The sequence below is a fragment of the Isoptericola sp. NPDC056605 genome, assembly GCF_042792795.1.
Lineage (GTDB): Bacteria > Actinomycetota > Actinomycetes > Actinomycetales > Cellulomonadaceae > Isoptericola.
On record NZ_JBHTVT010000007.1, the window covers coordinates 106,045 to 122,856 of the forward strand.

The window sequence follows — 16,812 nt, forward strand, 5'->3', positions numbered from 1 at the left end:
GCGTCGTCCGAGCGCGCGGGTGAGATCCGGGGACGTGCCCGGCGGCGGGTCACAGGTCCAGGTGTGGCGCCGGCCCCCGACGCCAGGCGTCCCTGCGGTCGCGGAAGGGATCGCGCCAGGTCAGAACGCGTACGGGAAGCGCGACCAGTCGGGGTCGCGCTTCTCGAGGAAGGCGTCGCGGCCCTCGACGGCCTCGTCGGTGAGGTAGGCGAGGCGCGTGGCCTCGCCGGCGAAGACCTGCTGACCCATGAGGCCGTCGTCGGCGAGGTTGAACGCGAACTTCAGCATCCGGACCGCCTGCGGCGACTTGCCGGCGATGGTGCGCGCGTACTCGACGGCGAGGCCCTCGAGGTCGTCGTGCTCGGCCACCTCGTTGACGCCGCCCCAGCGCTCGGCGTCGTCCGCCGAGTACTCGCGCGCGAGGAAGAAGATCTCCCGCGCGCGCTTCTGCCCCACCTGCCGGGCCAGGTACGCCGACCCGTAGCCGCCGTCGAACGAGCCGACGTCGGCGTCGGTCTGCTTGAACCGTCCGTGCTGGCGGCAGGCGATCGACAGGTCCGCCACGACGTGCAGCGAGTGCCCGCCGCCCGCGGCCCAGCCGTCCACGACGGCGATGACGACCTTGGGCATCGTGCGGATGAGTCGCTGCACCTCGAGGATGTGCAGCCGCCCGGCGCGGGCCGGGTCGACGGCGTCCGCGCCGTGCTCCTCGCCGCCGCCGTCGTCGGCGCTCGTGTACTGGTACCCGGAGCGGCCGCGGATGCGCTGGTCGCCGCCGGAGCAGAACGCCCAGCCGCCGTCCTTCGGGGACGGCCCGTTGCCGGTGAGCAGCACCGTGCCGACGTCGGAGGTCATGCGGGCGTGGTCGAGCACGCGGTAGAGCTCGTCGACGGTGTGCGGCCGGAAGGCGTTGCGCACCTCGGGGCGGTCGAACGCGACGCGCACCACGGGCAGGTCGCGGACGACGGCGCCGTCGGCGTCGCGCTTCACGCCGCGGTGGTAGGTGAGGTCGGTGAGGCCCTCGAACCCGGACACCTCGCGCCACCGCGCGGGGTCGAACGTGTGGGAGACGGTCCGGGGGAGGGGTGCGCTGCTCACGCCGTCACCCTAGTTCGTCGCCGGGACGACAGCCCCAGCACGAGCCCCGCCGCCACGACGAGCGCTCCCGCGACGCCGTGCGCCGTCGGCGCCTCGACGCCCAGCGCGAGCGACGTCACCAGGGCGGCGACCGGCATCAGGCCGGCGAAGAGCCCGGCGCGGGCGGGGCCGACCCGGGCGAGCCCGGTGTACCAGAGCAGGAAGGCGACCGCGGTGACGACGACGGACAGGTAGGCCAGGGCCACGAGCTCGCCGCCGTCGGGCACGGCGAGCAGAGGCCCGGGCGCGAGCAGGCCCAGCACCAGGAGCTGCGGGACCGCCGCGACGCAGGCGTACGCCGAGACGCGCAGCGGTCCCAGCGTGGGCAGCAGCGGCACGGCGAGCAGCGAGAACGCCGCTTCGCACGCGAGCGCGCCGACGGCGAGCAGCAGGCCGAGCGGGTCGGCCGACCCGAGGCCCTCGACGAGCGCCACCCCCGCCGTCACGACGACCGCCGCCGCGAGCGTCCGGGGGGCGAGGCGCCGTTCCCGGACGGCCTGCGCCCCGGCCAGCACGACGGGCGTGGCGCCCACGACCGCCCCCACCAGCGAGGGCTCGGCGTGCCGGGTGGCGAGGACGACGAACGCGCTGAACCCGGTGAGGCCCGTGGCCGCGAGCGCCAGCAGGCGGGCGGCCTGGCGCGGGCTGGGCAGCACGAACGCGACCCGTCGCCACCGCATCACGGCGAGCAGGCACAGGGCGGCGACGGCGTAGCGCACCGCCTGCCCGCCCGGCACCGGGTAGTCGGCGAGCGCGGCGGAGGCGGTGAACGACGCGCCCACGAGCGCCATCGCGGCGGCGCTGCGGGCGTACGCGCCGGCGAGGCCGTCCGTGCGGGGTGACGCGCCGGTGACGCCGGCGGGGTCGGTCGAGGTGGTCATGCGGTCGACGCTACGAACTCACCTGGTCCGGTGGGCAGGGCCAGTTCGGTCCTGGTTCACTGGGCCAGACGAGGTGTGGCCCGATGCGGGTCGTGGCCGGAGGAGGAGCGTGGCTCGATGAGGCGGCTGCAGCCGGAGGACCTGCTCCTCGTGCTCGGCGCGCGCCCGCGGACCGAGGTCGGCGCGTGGCTGCGCGACGGCCTGCGGGACGCCGTCGCGACGGGGCGGCTGGAGGCCGGGGCGACCCTGCCGTCGTCGCGCTCCGCGGCGGCCGGGCTGGGCGTCTCGCGGGGCACGGTGGCGTCGGCCGTGGACGAGCTCGTGGGGGAGGGGGTGCTGGAGAGCCGCCCGCGCTCGAGCGTCGTCGTCGCCGACCTCGACCGGCCGCCGCGCGGCACGACGGCCCGGCCCGCGCGCCCCGGCGGCGGGACCGATCGCCCGGCCAGCGTCGGGGCGCCCGACCCGGCGCTCTTCCCCCGCGCGGCCTGGGCGCGCGCCGTGCGCGACGCGATGCGCGGGCTGCCCGACGCGGAGCTGGGCTACCCGGACCCGCAGGGCCTGCTCGAGCTGCGCCACGCGCTCGCCGCGCACCTGCGGACCGCGCGCGCCGCCCCGGTCGAGGCCGAGGACGTGGTGATCGTGAGCGGCGTCGCGCAGGGGCTGGCGCTGCTCGGCGACGTGCTCGCGGGCGGGAGCGGCGGTCGGCGGGTCGTCGTCGAGGACCCGGCGTCGCCCGGGGTCGTCGCGCAGCTGCGCGACGCCGGCCTGGAGGTCGTCCCGGTGCCCGTGGACGACCGCGGGCTCCGGACCGACACCCTGCCCGACGCCGCGGCGGCCGTCGTGACGCCGGCCCACCAGTTCCCGCTCGGGGTGGTGCTGGCGCCCGACCGGCGTCGCGAGCTGGTCGCCTGGGCGCGGGACGGCGACCGCCTGGTGCTGGAGGACGACTACGACGCCGAGCTCCGGTACGACCGGCAGCCCGTCGGCGCCCTGCGGGGGCTGGCCCCCGAGCACGTCGCCCTGCTCGGCTCGGTGTCGAAGCTGCTGTCCCCGGCGCTGCGGCTGGGCTGGGTCGTCGCGCCCGCCGGGGTGCGGGGGGCGCTCGTCGACGCCAAGCGCCGCGCCGACCTCGGCTGCTCGGTGCCGGAGCAGGCCGCGTTCGCCCGGCTGATCGCCGACGGCGCGTACGCGCGGCACCTGCGCCGGGCCCGCCTGATCTACAAGCAGCGGCGCGGGCTCCTGCTCGACGCGCTCGCGCGGGACGCGCCGCACCTCCCCGTCGAGGGAGTCGCCGCCGGACTGCACCTCGTCGTGCGGCTGCCGGACGCCGCCGCCGAGGCGACGGCGGTGCCGGCCCTGCGAGCCGTGGACGTCCCCGCCGAGCCGTTGTCCGGCACGTCGGCGCACGCCGGGTCCTGGGGCGTCGTCGTGGGCGCCGCGCGGGTGCAGGGCTCGGCCGTGCCGCGGGTCGTCGAGGTGCTCCGGTCGGCCGCCGGAGGCGCCGGGGCTCGCGGGTAGCCGCCCAGGGTGCCCGGCGCCGGAGGGGTCCGGCGCCGTCCGCGTCAGGGCTGCGGCTCCCCGGCGTCGCGGTCGGCCCTGTCGGTGGGCTCCGCGCGGGCCACCACGTCGCCAGGGAGATCGACCTCGGCGGGCACCTCGATGCCGTCGGGCGTGATCGGCCGGTCGGAGGGTTCGACCGCGATCGCGAACTCGTCCCCGTGCTCGGTGACGCCGGCGATGACGGCCTGCTTGACGGCCTCCCGGGCGTACTTCTGCCGCACGATCATGGGGTCCTGGTTGAGGTCCCGGGTCAGCGAGACCATCAGCAGCACCATCACGACCACGAACGGCAGAGCGACCAGGATGGTGAGGTTCTGGAGGCCGGTGAGCGCGTCGTTCCCGCCCACGAGCAGCATCACCGCGGCGACCGCACCCGTCGCGACGCCCCAGAAGACGACGTTGGGGCGACTCGGTTCGGCGCTGCCGCGCTGCGACAGCGTGCCCATGACGATGGAGGCGGCGTCCGCGCCGGAGACGAAGAAGATCGCGACCAGGATCATCACGACCACGGTGGTGAGCGACTGCCACGGGTACTCGCCGAGCATCCCGAACAGCTGCGCCTCCGTCTCCCCGGCGCCGGCGATGTCGGTGCCGCCCTTCTGGAGGAAGAGGCTCGCGCCACCGAAGACGCAGAACCACACGATGGTGACCAGGCTCGGCACCAGGAGGACGCCGCCGACGAACTGGCGGATCGTCCGGCCGCGGGAGATCCGGGCGATGAACATGCCGACGAAGGGCGTCCACGAGATCCACCAGGCCCAGTAGAAGACGGTCCACTGCGCCAGCCAGTCGCTGGTGGAGACACCGCCGGGGGTCGAGGCGCTGTCGGCGCCGGTCCGGGCCGCCATCATCGCCAGGTCCTGGAAGTAGGTGCCGATCGAGTTCGGGATGAGGTTCAGGATGAACACCGTCGGCCCGACCACGAAGACGAACACCGCCAGCGCCAGGGCCAGCACCATGTTGATGTTCGACAGCCACTGGATGCCGCGGGCGACGCCCGAGACCGCCGAGAGCACGAAGCAGACCGTGAGCACCGCGATGATCGCGACCAGGATGCCGTTGCCCACGTCGCCGGCCCAGCCGACGACCTGCAGGCCGCTCTTGATCTGCAGCGCACCCAGCCCGAGCGAGGCGGCCGAGCCGAACAGCGTCGCGAAGATCGCGAGCATGTCGATGACCTTGCCGACCGGGCCGCGTGCGTGCCGGCCCAGCAGCGGCTCGAACACCGAGGAGATCAGCTGCTTGCGGCCCTTGCGGTAGGCGCTGTAGGCGATCGCCAGCCCGACCACGGCGTAGATCGCCCAGGGGTGCAGGGTCCAGTGGAACATCGTGGTGGACATCGCGTGCTGGACGGCCTCGGGGTCGCCGGCGTCGACGGTGCCCGGCGGTGGGTCCACGTAGTGGGCGAGCGGCTCGGCGACGCCCCAGAAGATCAGCCCGATGCCCATCCCCGCGGAGAACATCATCGCCACCCAGGACACCGTGCGGAACTCGGGTGCCTCCCCGTCGGCGCCGAGCGGGATGGCGCCGAACTTGCTGATCGCCAGCCACAGGCTGTACACGACGAACAGGCTGGCGGTGAGCACGAAGAGCCAGCCCATGTTCGTGGTCACCCAGCCCAGGGCCGAGCTGGAGGCGCTCGCCAGGCTGTCCGTGTCGACGAAACCCCAGACGAGGAAGGCGACGGCCACGGCTGCGGTGACCCCGAAGACGGTCCAGTCCATCGGACTGCGCCGCTGCTCGTCGATCCCGATCGGGTAGTCCAGGGCCGGGTGCGGCACCACCTCGGCGGTGGGCGACCTGAGGGCGCGGCCGACCCTGTCCGCCGCGTCGTGCGCGTGCCGCTTCGCGCCGCGTTGTTCGACCTTGTCCGATTGCTCGTTCACTGCATGACCCCGTCCGTGACATCGACGTCGGCTCCGTGCGACCCAGGTGGGACGGCGTCCGACCGTCTCGTACCTGGTCGCCTCCTGCAACCGCTGCGGACCGTGGGCTCGCTCCTGTCGCGGCACGCCCGGGCTCCTCCCCGGCGCCGGCACCGGGCGGGCGCACGCTGAGGTCATGAGCGTGCGGGAACCGGACGACGACGTGGTGGACCCGGAGGACGTCGCGCACGAGATCTTCGTGTACGACGCCGAGACGGTCCGCCGCGACGCCGAGCGCATCGGTGGCCGGCCTGCTCCGAGCCCGTTGACGTACGTGCCGGAGCTGGTGGACTTCACCGACTGACCGCAGGGCGACCTCCGGGCGGGGGCGTCGGCGGGGCCCCGGCGCGCCCGCGTCCCGCGACCGGCCCGCGTGGCGGCCAGTAACCTGAACGGGTGCAGCTGCTGCGTGAGATCGTGTACCGCACCCCGCTGACCACCAGGTTCCGCGGCCTCGACGTGCGCGACGGCCTGCTGCTGCGGGGCGCCGCCGGCTGGGGCGAGCTGTCCCCGTTCTGGGACTACGACGACGCGGAGTCCGCGACGTGGCTGCGCGCCGCGCGCGAGGCGGCCGACGTCGGCTTCCCCGCCCCCGTGCGCGACCGTGTGCCGGTCAACGTCACCGTGCCCGCCGTCGGGCCCGAGCGGGCGCGCGAGATCGTGCTCGCGTCGGGCGGCTGCCGCACCGCCAAGGTGAAGGTCGCGCAGCGCGGCCCCGCGGTCGACGGGCGACCTGGCCCGCTCGAGCCGCTGGCGGCGGAGGAGGCCCGCGTCGACGCGGTCCGCGCCGCCCTCGACGAGCTGCACGGTCCCGGCGTCGGGGCGATCCGGGTGGACGCGAACGGTGGCTGGTCCGTCGACGAGGCGCTCGCCCGCATCCCGGTGCTCGACGACGCCGCCGGTGGCCTGGAGTACGTCGAGCAGCCCTGCGCCACCGTCCCCGAGCTGGCCGCCGTGCGCCGCGGGCTGCGCTCGCCCGTCCCGGTCGCCGCCGACGAGTCGATCCGTCGCGCCGCCGACCCGCTGCGGGTGGTGCGCGAGGATGCCGCGGACGTCGTCGTGCTCAAGGTGCAGCCGCTCGGCGGCGTGCGCGCCTGCCTCGACCTCGCCGAGCAGGTGGGGCTGCCGGTCGTGGTGTCGTCGGCGCTGGAGTCGTCCGTCGGCCTCGCCGCCGGGGTCGCGCTCGCGGCGGCGCTGCCCGACCTGCCCTACGCCTGCGGCCTCGCGACGTCGCAGCTCCTCGCCCACGACGTCGTCGCCGACCCGCTGCTGCCGGTGGACGGCGCGCTGCCGGTGCGCCGTCCCGGACCCGACGCGGACGCCCTCGCCGCGGCCGAGCCCGACACCGCGACGCGTGAGCGCTGGCTCGCCCGGTACGCGCGACTGACCGCCCTGCTCGAGGAGGCTGCATGAGCGCCGTCCTGCCGCCGTCGCTCGTCGCGGCGCGGGCGCTCGTGACCGACCTCGCGCTGCAGGGGGTGCGGGACGTCGTGCTGGCGCCCGGGTCCCGGTCCGCCCCGCTCGCGTACGCGCTCGCCGAGGCCGCGGACACGGGACTGCTCACGCTGCACGTGCGCGTCGACGAGCGGTCCGCCGGCTTCCTCGCGCTGGGCCTCTCGCGGGGGGCCGAGCCCGTCCTCCGCGGCGTCGGGGACGGCGAGCAGGTCGCGCTGCCGCGGCCGGTGGCCGTCGTCACGACGTCCGGCACCGCCGTCGCCAACCTCCATCCCGCGGTCCTCGAGGCGCACCACACCGGCGTGCCCCTCGTGGTGCTCGCGGCCGACCGGCCGCACGAGCTGCGTGGCACGGGCGCCTCCCAGACCACCGACCAGGTGGGGATCTTCGGTATCGCCGTGCGGTACGACGTGGACCTCCCCGCCCCGGACGGGCGCGCGGGCGAGGTGCGCGACCTGCTCGGCACGCTCGGCCGGGCGCTCGCGGCGGCGCAGGGACTGCGCGACGGGCACCCCGGCCCCGTGCACGTGAACGTCGCGTTCCGCGACCCGCTGCACCCGCCGGAGCCGCTCGCGCCGGTCCCGCCCGAGGAGACCTGGCCCGCCGGCTTCCGCCGCACGGCCGTCGTCCCCCCCGCCCCGGCCCCGGGCGACGACCCGGCGCTGCACGGCGACCCCGCACGCACGCTCGTCGTCGCGGGCGACGGCGCCGGAACGGTCGCCCGCGCCGTCGCGGAGGCGCAGGGCTGGCCGTTGCTCGCCGAGCCGTCGTCGGGGGCGTGCGGCGGGCCGAACGCGGTCGCGGCGTACCGCTCGGTGCTGGGCGTCGACGAGCTCACCCGCGACGTCGAGCACGTCGTCGTCTTCGGCCGCCCGACGCTGTCCCGCCCCGTGCAGCGGCTGCTGGGGCGGCCCGACGTCGTCGTCACGGTCGTCGCGCCGGGCGGCGGGCCGTGGCCGGACGCCGCCCGCAACGCCGAGGTCGTCGTCCCCGCGCTCGCCGACCGGTGGTCGTCGCCGACGGCGCCCGTCGGGGCCCGCGCCGGCGACGGCGGCGGATTCCTCGACCGGTGGCTGGCCGCCGGACGCGCGGCCGCCGCCGTCGTGGACGCCGCGACCTCGGACGCCGCCGTCGCCGAAGGGCTGCTGACGGCCCCTCATGCCGCGCTCGCCGTCGCGCGCGCCGTCGCGTCGGTGCTCGGACCCGACGACCTGCTCGTGGTCGGCTCGTCCAACCCTGTGCGCGACCTCGACCTCGTGCTCGGGCTGGACCACCCCCAGGCCGGCGACCTGCCCGACGTGCTCGCCAACCGCGGGCTGGCCGGCATCGACGGCACCGTGTCGACCGCGACGGGAGTCGCGCACGCCGCCGCCCGACAGGGCCGCCGCACGCGCGCGCTGGTCGGCGACCTCACGTTCCTGCACGACGCCGGAGGCCTGCTGCGCGGTCCGCACGAGCCGCCCGTCGACCTGGAGATCGTCGTGGTGAACGACGACGGCGGGTCCATCTTCGCCACGCTCGAGCACGGCGAGCTCGCGACGTCGTCCCCGCAGGGCGCCGCCACCTTCGAGCGCGTCTTCGGCACGCCGCACGGCGCCCACCTCGCCCAGCTGTGCGCCGGCTACGGCGTGGACCACCAGCTGGTGCTCGACGTCGGCTCGTTGCGGCACGCCCTCCGGGCGCCGACGCGCGGCGTGCAGGTGATCGAGGTGCACGTGCCGCGCGCCGACCGGCTCGCCGAGACGCGAGATCTCGCGGCCCGCGTCGCCGCCGCGGTACGGGCGGCGCTCTGACCTGCGACGACACGATTCGCAGGAAGTTCTCAGGTTGAACCAAGCGCCCCGCCAGGATGGGGTGGTCTCCTGGAGGCACACATCGAGGAGGGCACCATGAGCACCGACACCCCGGGCGCACCGCAGCCGTCGGGCGCCGACGAGCCGAACCGGAGCGCGAACCCCGCTGAGCAGCCGACCGAGCGGCCGGCCGTCCAGCCGGGCGAGCAGCCGGGCGCCGCGGACCGCACCGCGCCGCAGCCGGCCACGCAGGACACCCAGCACCTCATCGTCCAGCCGACCCAGCAGCTCCCCACCCAGGGGCCCCCGCAGTCGCCCGCTCCGCAGCAGGCGTCGCAGCAGCACGGCGCCCAGCAGCCGCGCTACGGGCAGATGGCTCCCGGGTCGCCGTACTCCACGCAGCAGCACCCGCAGGGTGCGCCGCAGCAGTACCCGCAGGCGCAGCACCCGCAGCAGGGCCAGCACCCGCAGGGCCAGCCGTACGGCCAGGGCCCGGGCAACCCGTACGCCCTGGGCCAGACGTCCTCGCAGCAGGGGCCCGGGGGAGGGACCGCCACCAAGCGCGAGCGGTCCGTCTGGGTCCCCGTGGCCAGCGCGGCCGTCATCGCGGCCGTCCTCGCGAGCCTGGGTACCGCCGCGGCGACCGGCGCGTTCGACGCGGGCAACCCGTCGTCGCTGGCGAGCGTCGGCTCGTCCGCGCAGTCCACCGACGAGGCCCCGGTCAAGAACTCGACCTCGAGCAACCCGGACTGGGAGGCCGTCACGACGGCCGTGGCCCCGTCCGTGGTCGCCATCCAGGTGCAGAGCCAGTCCGGCGGCGCCGAGGGCTCCGGCGTGATCTTCGACGACCAGGGCCACATCGTCACCAACAACCACGTCGTCTCGGGCGCGCAGGACGACACCGTGCAGGTCACCCTGTCCGACGGCCGCCTGTACGAGGCGACCATCGTGGGCACCGACCCGACCACCGACCTGGCCGTCGTCAAGCTGAAGAACCCGCCGGACGACCTGAAGCCCGCGTCGTTCGGCTCGTCCGACGATGTCACGGTGGGCGACGCCGTGCTGGCCGTCGGTAACCCGCTGGGCCTGGCGAACACCGCCACCACGGGCATCGTGTCGGCGGTGGACCGCCCGGTCTCGGCGTCGGGGGAGGACGGCAGCACGCAGGTCGTCACCAACGCGATCCAGATCGACGCGGCGATCAACCCCGGCAACTCCGGCGGCCCCCTGTTCAACGCGCAGGGCCAGGTCATCGGCATCACGTCGTCGATCGCGACGATGTCGAGCGGCATGAGCGGCGAGCAGTCCGGCTCGATCGGGCTCGGGTTCGCCATCCCGGTGAACCTCGCGACCAACATCGCCGACCAGCTCATCAAGGACGGCTCGGCGGAGCACGCCTTCCTCGGCGTGACCATGCAGGACGCGACGGCCACGGCCGACGGCGTCACCCGCCGCGGCGCCCAGGTGGCCGAGGTGTCGTCCGGGTCTCCCGCCGCGGACGCCGGTCTCCAGGCCGGCGACGTGATCGTCGCGATCGACGACGACGCCGTCAACGGCGCCGAGTCGCTCACCGCGTACGTCCGGGAGAAGGCGGCCGACCAGAAGGTCACGCTGACCTACGTCCGTGACGGCAAGACGCAGACCGTCGACGTGACCCTCGCGGTCCGCGACGAGTCGGCCACGGATCAGGGCGGTTCGGGGCAGAACGACCAGAACGGCCAGGACCCGAACGGCCAGAACGGCCAGGACGGTCAGGGCCAGGACGGCCAGGGTCAGGGTGACCAGAACGGTCAGGACCAGGGCCAGGGCGGTTCCGACTCGACCGACCCGGGCAACCTGCCCGGCTGGCTCGAGGACCTGCTCCAGGGCGGCAGCGGCAACAACTGAGCCGCGGCCGGCCGGTCCGCGCACCGGCCGGCCGCACCAGCAGCCCCGCGGGCCTGCGACGACTCCCCCTCCCCGTCGCGGCCCGCGGGGCTTTGCCGTGCGCGGACCGGCGGGTCCGAGGGGGAGCGCGGCGGGTTGGCTCAGTCGGCCGCGGGGTGCAGTGCGGCGAGGACGCCGAGCGCGCTGCGCTCGAGGAAGTCGGCGAGGTCGGACGGGGCGATGTCGGGGTCGGTCGCGGCCTCGACGAGCGCCTGCTCGGCGAACGAGATCCAGGAGTGCAGCGCGACCTCGAGCAGGGGGGTGGGGGCGACGCCGATCTCCTGGAAGGCGTCGCGCAGGTGCCCGGCCAGCACGTCGCGCGCGTGCTGGATGGTGGCGCGCACGTGCTCGTCGCCGGAGGCCGCGCCGCGCACGAGCGAGTAGAAGGTCGCGTCGTGGTCGTGCACGAACTCCACGAACCGGTCGAGGGTGTCGCGCAGGCGTTCGCGCGGCGGCAGCTCGGGCCGCGGCTGCGTGGCGTGCAGCATCGCGTCGCGCGCGGTGCGGACGATGGCGGAGTGCAGGCCCTGGCGGTTGCCGAAGTAGTAGTGGACGAGCCCGGGGGAGACGCCGGCCTGCGCCGCGAGGTCCTCGACGGTGACGGCCTCCAGGGGCCGGTCGGCCAGCGCGGCCACCCCGAGCGCGACGAGCTGCTGCCGGCGTTCGTCGGGGCTCATCCGGGTGCGTCGCGCGACTGCCATGACCCGAGCATATGGCCGTTTCACGAGGTGACGGCGTCGCCCGCAGGGTGAAGCGCCGCGGGCAACCGTTGCTATTGACGCCGCCTCAGTAAGGGGCGTACCGTCGCCACTCGTCGGCGACACAGGGGTCGCCATGTCGTCTGTTGGAGGGGAAATGAAGCTCAGCGCACTGACGCGCACGCGTCGAGGCCGTGCGATGCTCGCGGCGGTCCCGACGGTGGCGGTGATCGGCGTTCTCATGGGCGGCGTCGCCCAGGGCGCCGTTCCGGTGTCGATGGCGATCTCGGGCCAGCAGTTCAAGATCGCGGCCGACAAGCTCGACGGGACCGGCTTCTCGCAGTACGCCGGCGAGTCCAAGGACGCCGACGGCAAGTCGCGCCCCGTGGCGATCGCCAACATCAAGGACGCGACGCTGCACAACCTGTGCCAGTCGGTGAAGGTCCCCGGCATGCCGCTGGGCCTGCTCATCTCCGCGGGTACCAACCCCAAGAACCCGGTCACGGCGACCGACCTGCAGATCGGCATGAGCGACCTGCGCGGCACCGCGCAGTTCAACCAGATCCGGATCGGCGTCGACGCCTCCACCGTGAACACCAAGGCGCACGGCAGCAAGGGCGACTTCGCGATGGACTCCGACGCGATCACCATCGACGACCTCAAGCAGGTCTCGACGAGCACGTCGGCCGCGGTCTTCAAGCTCACCGACCTGCACCTGAAGATCTCCGACGGCACCGAGTGCTTCTGAGCGGCCCCGGCGACCAGGGAGACCAGGCGTGAGCGACGAGAACACCTCGATCCCCGAGACGTCCCCCGAGCCGTCCGCGGCGTCGACCCCGGAGGTGCCGGCCACCCGCCGCCAGCGGTTCGCCGCCTGGCGGCGGGACCGGCCCTTCTGGGGCGGCACGCTCGCGATCCTGTCGGGCCTGGTGCTGTGGTTCTCCGGCCGGCTGCAGATCGACAACTTCGAGATCCAGCTCGGCATCGAGGGCATGCAGTCGACGCTGCTGCCCGTGGCGCTGGTGCTCCTCGGCGCCCTCGTGATGACGCAGCCGCAGTTCCGCGTGTTCTACGGCGTGATCACGCTGGCGATCTCGGTCTACTCGCTGCTGGGCGTGAACCTGGGCGGCTTCGGCGTCGGCATGGTCCTCGGCGTCGTCGGCGGCATCCTCGCGGTCTCGTGGATGCCGCGGCCCGCGGCCGAGGCCGCCGAGGCGGAGCCTGCGACGGACGACGTGCCCGCGACGGCGCCGGACCGCGACGCCGCCCCGGCACCCGCCGACCCGCGTGAGGTGCAGGAGGTCGGTCTTGCCGAGATCCTGCCGTTCGACGAGGAGCCGGCCCGTGGTGGGCGGCACGTGGCCGTCGTCGCGGCGGTCGCCGTGCTCGCCCTCGGGGGCACGGGGACGACGGCGGTCGAGGCGGCCGCGGCGCCCGCGGCGCAGGTGCGCGCGGCGTCGGACTGCTGGGACCCGCTGGGGTGGCTCGAGTGGGCCTGCGGCAGCGACGACGACGAAGAGTCGACGCCCAGCCCCTCGCCGTCCGCGTCTCAGGACGCCGGCGGTTCCGGCGAGGCCACGGACGACAGCAGCACCGGGGCAACGGACGACGGCGCGTCCGCCGGCGACGGGACGGCCGCCGACGCGTCCGGCGCGGAGGACGACGCCCCGAAGGGCGCCGACGCGAAGGACGCCGACGGCAAGGACGCCGACAAGGACGGCAAGGCCGAGGAGGACACCCCGGCCGAGGAGCAGGCGCAGGACGACGTCGAGAAGGAGTTCAAGCTCGAGCTCGGCCCCTGCGCGCGGATCACGTTCGGCGGCGAGTACGACATCAACGTCTCGTTGCCGGGGGACTGCGGCAAGCGCGAGGACGCCAACGTGTTCTCCGTCGACGGTGAGCTGGAGACGCGGGACCTGCAGCTGCCGCTCACCGGCATCAACGGCATCGACGTGGTCAACGTGCCCGTGACGAACGACGGTCCGCGACGCGACGCGCTGCGCATCAACGTCGACTACGTCAAGGTGCCGGGGTTCTGGCTCAAGACCTACGCCGACAACAACGGCAAGGTCGGCGGCACGGTCACCGACGCGGACTACGTGTCGATGGAGGGCGACGCGCAGATGTACATCTCGTCCATCCACGCGGACCTGCCCGACGGGGACGACTGGGCCGAGCTGGGCGAGAAGATCGCGGCGGGCGCGTCGCCGGTCGAGATGCTGCTCGGTCTGACCGACGCGCGGATCGGCCTCATGGGGGCCACCTCGGACAAGCAGGTCTGGTCCGGCTTCCGCGAGCAGGTCTGGGAGGAGTAGGCGCCTCGGCGTCGGGCGTCAGTCCGCGCCGAGCGCCCACCGCATGGGTACGAGCTTCGCCTCGGACTCGGCGAGCTCGGCCTCCGGGTCGGAGGCGGCGACGATGCCGCAGCCGGCGAACAGCCGCACGTGCCGCGGGTCGGCGGCCGAGAGCTCGGCGGACCGCAGCGCGATGCCCCACTCGCCGTCGCCGTCGGCGCCGACCCACCCGACCGGACCGGCGTAGCGGGACCGGTCCATCCCCTCGATCTCGCGGATGAGGTCGCGGGCGACGTTCGTCGGCGTCCCGCAGACGGCGGCCGACGGGTGCAGCGCGGCCGCCAGGGTGAGCGAGGACGGCGCCCGCCCGGCCGCGTCGCGGCCGTGGTCGAGGACGCGGTCGAGGACGCCCGTGACGTCGGACGCGAGGTGCATGACGTTCGGCAGGTGCAGCACGAACGGGGCGTCCGGCACGTTCATCGACGAGCAGAACGGCTCGAGCGCGGCCGCCACGGAGCGCACGGCGTACTCGTGCTCCTCGAGGTCCTTGGAGGAGCGGGCGAGCTGCGCCGCGTGCAGCAGGGCGTCGTCGTCCGACATCCCGGCCTCGCGGCGGATGGTGCCCGCGAGCACGCGGGAGGTGACGAGCCCCTTCTCGCTGCGCACCAGGAGCTCGGGGGTGGCGCCGACCATGCCGGAGACGGAGAACGTCCAGCAGGCCTCGTAGCGGTCGGCGAGGCGGCGCAGCAGCCACCGCGGGTCCAGGGGGTGCTCGGTGGTGGCGAGGACGTCGCGCGCCAGCACCACCTTCTCGAGGTCTCCCGACTGGATGCGGGCCACGCCCTCGCGCACGACGGCGGGCCAGTCCGCCGCGGCGACGGCGCCGTCGGCGAAACGGACGCGGCCGGGAGCGGCGACCTCCGTGCGCGGCTCGCGGCGCAGGGCGGCGGTGCCCGGCACGGCGTCGAGGCTCGCGCCGGGGGTGATGGTGGTCATCCAGGTGACGCCGGCACGGCGCCCGACGACGACGCGCGGCACCACGAGCGACCCGTCCGGCCGCGGGTGGCCGGCGTCGTCGCCGTCCTGGTCGTCGAGCTGGCCGGCGTCGTCGAAGGCGAAGGTGCCGAACGCGACGGGCCCCGTGCCGGGCAGGCGCACGTCGTCGCGCACCACGGCCCGCTGGAGGGTGGCCTGCCAGGCGGCCTCGGCGTCGGCGAACCGGCCGGGCCCGAAGGTGTCGAAGCGGAGCGCCTCGCCCCAGCCGACGATGCCGTCGCCGCGCCGCACCCAGCTCAGCGGGCGGGTGTCCGGCAGGAGGTCGACGAGGGCGGTGAGACCGCCGGGAAGGTCGTCGATCCGGGAGGTGCGGACCAGGAGCGCGAGGGGCTCCGTGGCCGGCGCTGTCGCGGGATCGGGGCTGGTGCCGGTGGTCGTGCCCGGGTGGGGGCGCGGCGCCGGCAGGGGCGTGGCGGACATCGGCTCCAGGGTACGCCCGACGGTCCGCCACGCCCCGCTCACGGTGCGCGGCTCAGCCTCGTGTGCTGCACCGACCACTCACCTCGAGGTCGCCTCGCCCTCCCGGCGGTTGGACCGGTTGAGCACGCCGTCGTCGGCGAGGTCCTCGAGCTGCTCGTCGTCGACGGCCTTGCTCGCGGTGCCCTTGACGAAGACCGAGGGGTTCTCGGGCGTGCCGGCCTTGATGTGGTTGAAGAGGATGTTCAGCAGGATCGCCATCAGCGCGGCCGAGCTGATCCCCGAGTGGAAGATGGTGCCGAACCACGTGGGGAACTGGTCGTAGAAGTCGGGCTTCGCGATCGGGATCATGCCGAACGAGATCGACGCCGCCACGATGATGAGGTTCATCGAGTTCTTGTAGTCGACCTTGGCCAGGGTGCGGATGCCCGACGCCGCCACCGACCCGAACAGCACCACGCCGGCGCCGCCGAGCACGGGGGTCGGGACGGCGGCCACGACGCGGCCCAGCACCGGCAGCAGGCCGAGGACCACGAGGATCACGCCGCCGGCCGACACCACGAAGCGTGACTTCACGCCGGTGATCGCGACCAGGCCCACGTTCTGGGCGAACGCGGACTGCGTGAACGAGCCGAAGACCGGCGACACGACGGACGACGCCATGTCGGCGCGCAGGCCGTTCGCGATCCGCTTGCGGTCCACCTTGGTGCCGACGATCTCGCCGACGGCGATGATGTCCGCGGTCGTCTCCGTGAGCGTCACCAGGATGACGATGAGCATCGAGACGATGGCGGCGACCTCGAACGTCGGCGCGCCGAAGCTGAACGGCGTCGGGAACGCGAACACCGGGCCCTCGCCGACGCCGGCGAAGTCCGCCATCCCGAGGGCGAGCGCGATCAGCGTGCCGGCGACGATCGCGATGAGGATCGACAGCCGCGAGACGACGCCGGAACCCACCTTGGACAGCAGGATGACGATCGCGAAGGTGAGGAACGCGAGCCCGATGTTGCTCGTCGAGCCGTAGTCGGGCGCCTCGGCGTTCCCGCCCATCGCCCAGTTCGCCGCCACCGGCATGAGGGTCAGGCCGATCGTCGTGATGACGACGCCGGTGACCACGGGCGGGAAGAACCGGATGATCTGGGCGAAGAACGGCGTGATGAGGAACCCGATCGCCGACGCGACGAGCACCGCGCCGAGGACGGCGGGGATCCCGCCGCCGCCCCCGACGATCGCGACCATGGTCGAGACGCCGGCGAACGACACGCCCTGCACCAGCGGGAGCTGGGAGCCGAAGAACTTGATCCCGACCGTCTGCAGGATCGTCGCCAGGCCGCCCATGAAGAGCGAGGCGGCGATGAGCGTGCCGATCTCCGCCGAGGTGAGCCCGGCGGCGCCGCCCACGATGAGCGGCGGGGCGATGATGCCGCCGTACATCGTCAGGACGTGCTGGAAGCCGTACCCGAACGTCGCGCCGATCGGCAGGCGCTCGTCCTCGGGGCGGGCGGGACCGGTCGCCGCGCGGGTGGTAGCGGACCGTGACATAGCGGACCTCCTCGTTCGCTATCGATGGTCTTCACTCTTCCGGTGTGCGGAAGAAGCCTTCCACTATTCGACCGGCAAGTGTGATCTGTGTCAACCCCTTCCGGGGGTGGATCTGGGACCTTCTGCGG

The 16,812-nt window shown here is 74.5% G+C and carries 13 protein-coding genes; 7 read left to right on the forward strand and 6 right to left on the reverse strand.

Annotated elements, in window-relative coordinates; translation table 11 throughout:
• Window positions 1-120 precede the first annotated feature (120 nt).
• Both ACFQ8Y_RS09630 and ACFQ8Y_RS09635 read right to left on the reverse strand, forming a co-directional pair.
• Complete coding sequence (locus ACFQ8Y_RS09630) at window positions 121-1,098, reverse strand: 1,4-dihydroxy-2-naphthoyl-CoA synthase (protein WP_430585317.1); 978 nt, start codon at window positions 1,096-1,098, stop codon at window positions 121-123.
• Window positions 1,095-2,018, reverse strand: coding sequence for a DMT family transporter (locus ACFQ8Y_RS09635; RefSeq protein WP_430585318.1), 924 nt, complete (start codon window positions 2,016-2,018; stop codon window positions 1,095-1,097). The genes ACFQ8Y_RS09630 and ACFQ8Y_RS09635 overlap by 4 nt, the downstream gene beginning before the upstream one ends.
• A gap of 117 nt (window positions 2,019-2,135) precedes the next feature.
• Between ACFQ8Y_RS09635 and ACFQ8Y_RS09640 the strand changes: the two genes are divergently transcribed.
• Complete coding sequence (locus tag ACFQ8Y_RS09640) at window positions 2,136-3,536, forward strand: PLP-dependent aminotransferase family protein (protein ID WP_430585319.1); 1,401 nt, start codon at window positions 2,136-2,138, stop codon at window positions 3,534-3,536.
• A gap of 44 nt (window positions 3,537-3,580) precedes the next feature.
• Here the strand turns inward: ACFQ8Y_RS09640 and ACFQ8Y_RS09645 are convergent, their stop codons facing one another.
• Window positions 3,581-5,302, reverse strand: coding sequence for a BCCT family transporter (locus ACFQ8Y_RS09645; protein WP_430585353.1), 1,722 nt, complete (start codon window positions 5,300-5,302; stop codon window positions 3,581-3,583).
• 337 nt (window positions 5,303-5,639) lie between these two features.
• Between ACFQ8Y_RS09645 and ACFQ8Y_RS09650 the strand changes: the two genes are divergently transcribed.
• The 4 genes from ACFQ8Y_RS09650 (at window position 5,640) to ACFQ8Y_RS09665 (ending at window position 10,638) form a co-directional block, all read left to right on the forward strand.
• Window positions 5,640-5,807, forward strand: coding sequence for a hypothetical protein (locus tag ACFQ8Y_RS09650; protein ID WP_430550592.1), 168 nt, complete (start codon window positions 5,640-5,642; stop codon window positions 5,805-5,807).
• A gap of 92 nt (window positions 5,808-5,899) precedes the next feature.
• On the forward strand, window positions 5,900-6,916 hold the full coding sequence (locus tag ACFQ8Y_RS09655) for an o-succinylbenzoate synthase (protein WP_430585320.1): 1,017 nt from the start codon (window positions 5,900-5,902) through the stop codon (window positions 6,914-6,916).
• Complete coding sequence (gene menD / locus ACFQ8Y_RS09660) at window positions 6,913-8,751, forward strand: 2-succinyl-5-enolpyruvyl-6-hydroxy-3-cyclohexene-1-carboxylic-acid synthase (protein ID WP_430585321.1); 1,839 nt, start codon at window positions 6,913-6,915, stop codon at window positions 8,749-8,751. Before ACFQ8Y_RS09655 ends, menD begins: the two co-directional genes overlap by 4 nt.
• A gap of 96 nt (window positions 8,752-8,847) precedes the next feature.
• Complete coding sequence (locus ACFQ8Y_RS09665; RefSeq protein ID WP_430585322.1) at window positions 8,848-10,638, forward strand: trypsin-like peptidase domain-containing protein; 1,791 nt, start codon at window positions 8,848-8,850, stop codon at window positions 10,636-10,638.
• Between the two features lie 140 nt (window positions 10,639-10,778).
• Here the strand turns inward: ACFQ8Y_RS09665 and ACFQ8Y_RS09670 are convergent, their stop codons facing one another.
• Window positions 10,779-11,378, reverse strand: coding sequence for a TetR/AcrR family transcriptional regulator (locus ACFQ8Y_RS09670; RefSeq protein WP_430550588.1), 600 nt, complete (start codon window positions 11,376-11,378; stop codon window positions 10,779-10,781).
• 154 nt (window positions 11,379-11,532) lie between these two features.
• Between ACFQ8Y_RS09670 and ACFQ8Y_RS09675 the strand changes: the two genes are divergently transcribed.
• The gene (locus ACFQ8Y_RS09675) at window positions 11,533-12,123 is read left to right on the forward strand and encodes a DUF6230 family protein (RefSeq protein WP_430550587.1); all 591 of its coding nucleotides are present in this window, start codon (window positions 11,533-11,535) and stop codon (window positions 12,121-12,123) included.
• Between the two features lie 28 nt (window positions 12,124-12,151).
• Complete coding sequence (locus ACFQ8Y_RS09680; RefSeq protein ID WP_430585323.1) at window positions 12,152-13,690, forward strand: DUF6114 domain-containing protein; 1,539 nt, start codon at window positions 12,152-12,154, stop codon at window positions 13,688-13,690.
• Window positions 13,691-13,708: 18 nt separating this feature from the next.
• Here the strand turns inward: ACFQ8Y_RS09680 and ACFQ8Y_RS09685 are convergent, their stop codons facing one another.
• Both ACFQ8Y_RS09685 and ACFQ8Y_RS09690 read right to left on the reverse strand, forming a co-directional pair.
• Window positions 13,709-15,145, reverse strand: a complete 1,437-nt coding sequence (locus tag ACFQ8Y_RS09685) for an isochorismate synthase MenF (RefSeq protein WP_430585324.1) — start codon at window positions 15,143-15,145, stop codon at window positions 13,709-13,711.
• Between the two features lie 78 nt (window positions 15,146-15,223).
• A complete protein-coding gene (locus tag ACFQ8Y_RS09690; RefSeq protein ID WP_430550584.1) occupies window positions 15,224-16,684 on the reverse strand; it encodes a nucleobase:cation symporter-2 family protein in 1,461 nt (486 codons plus the stop codon).
• Between the last annotated feature and the right edge of the window lie 128 nt (window positions 16,685-16,812).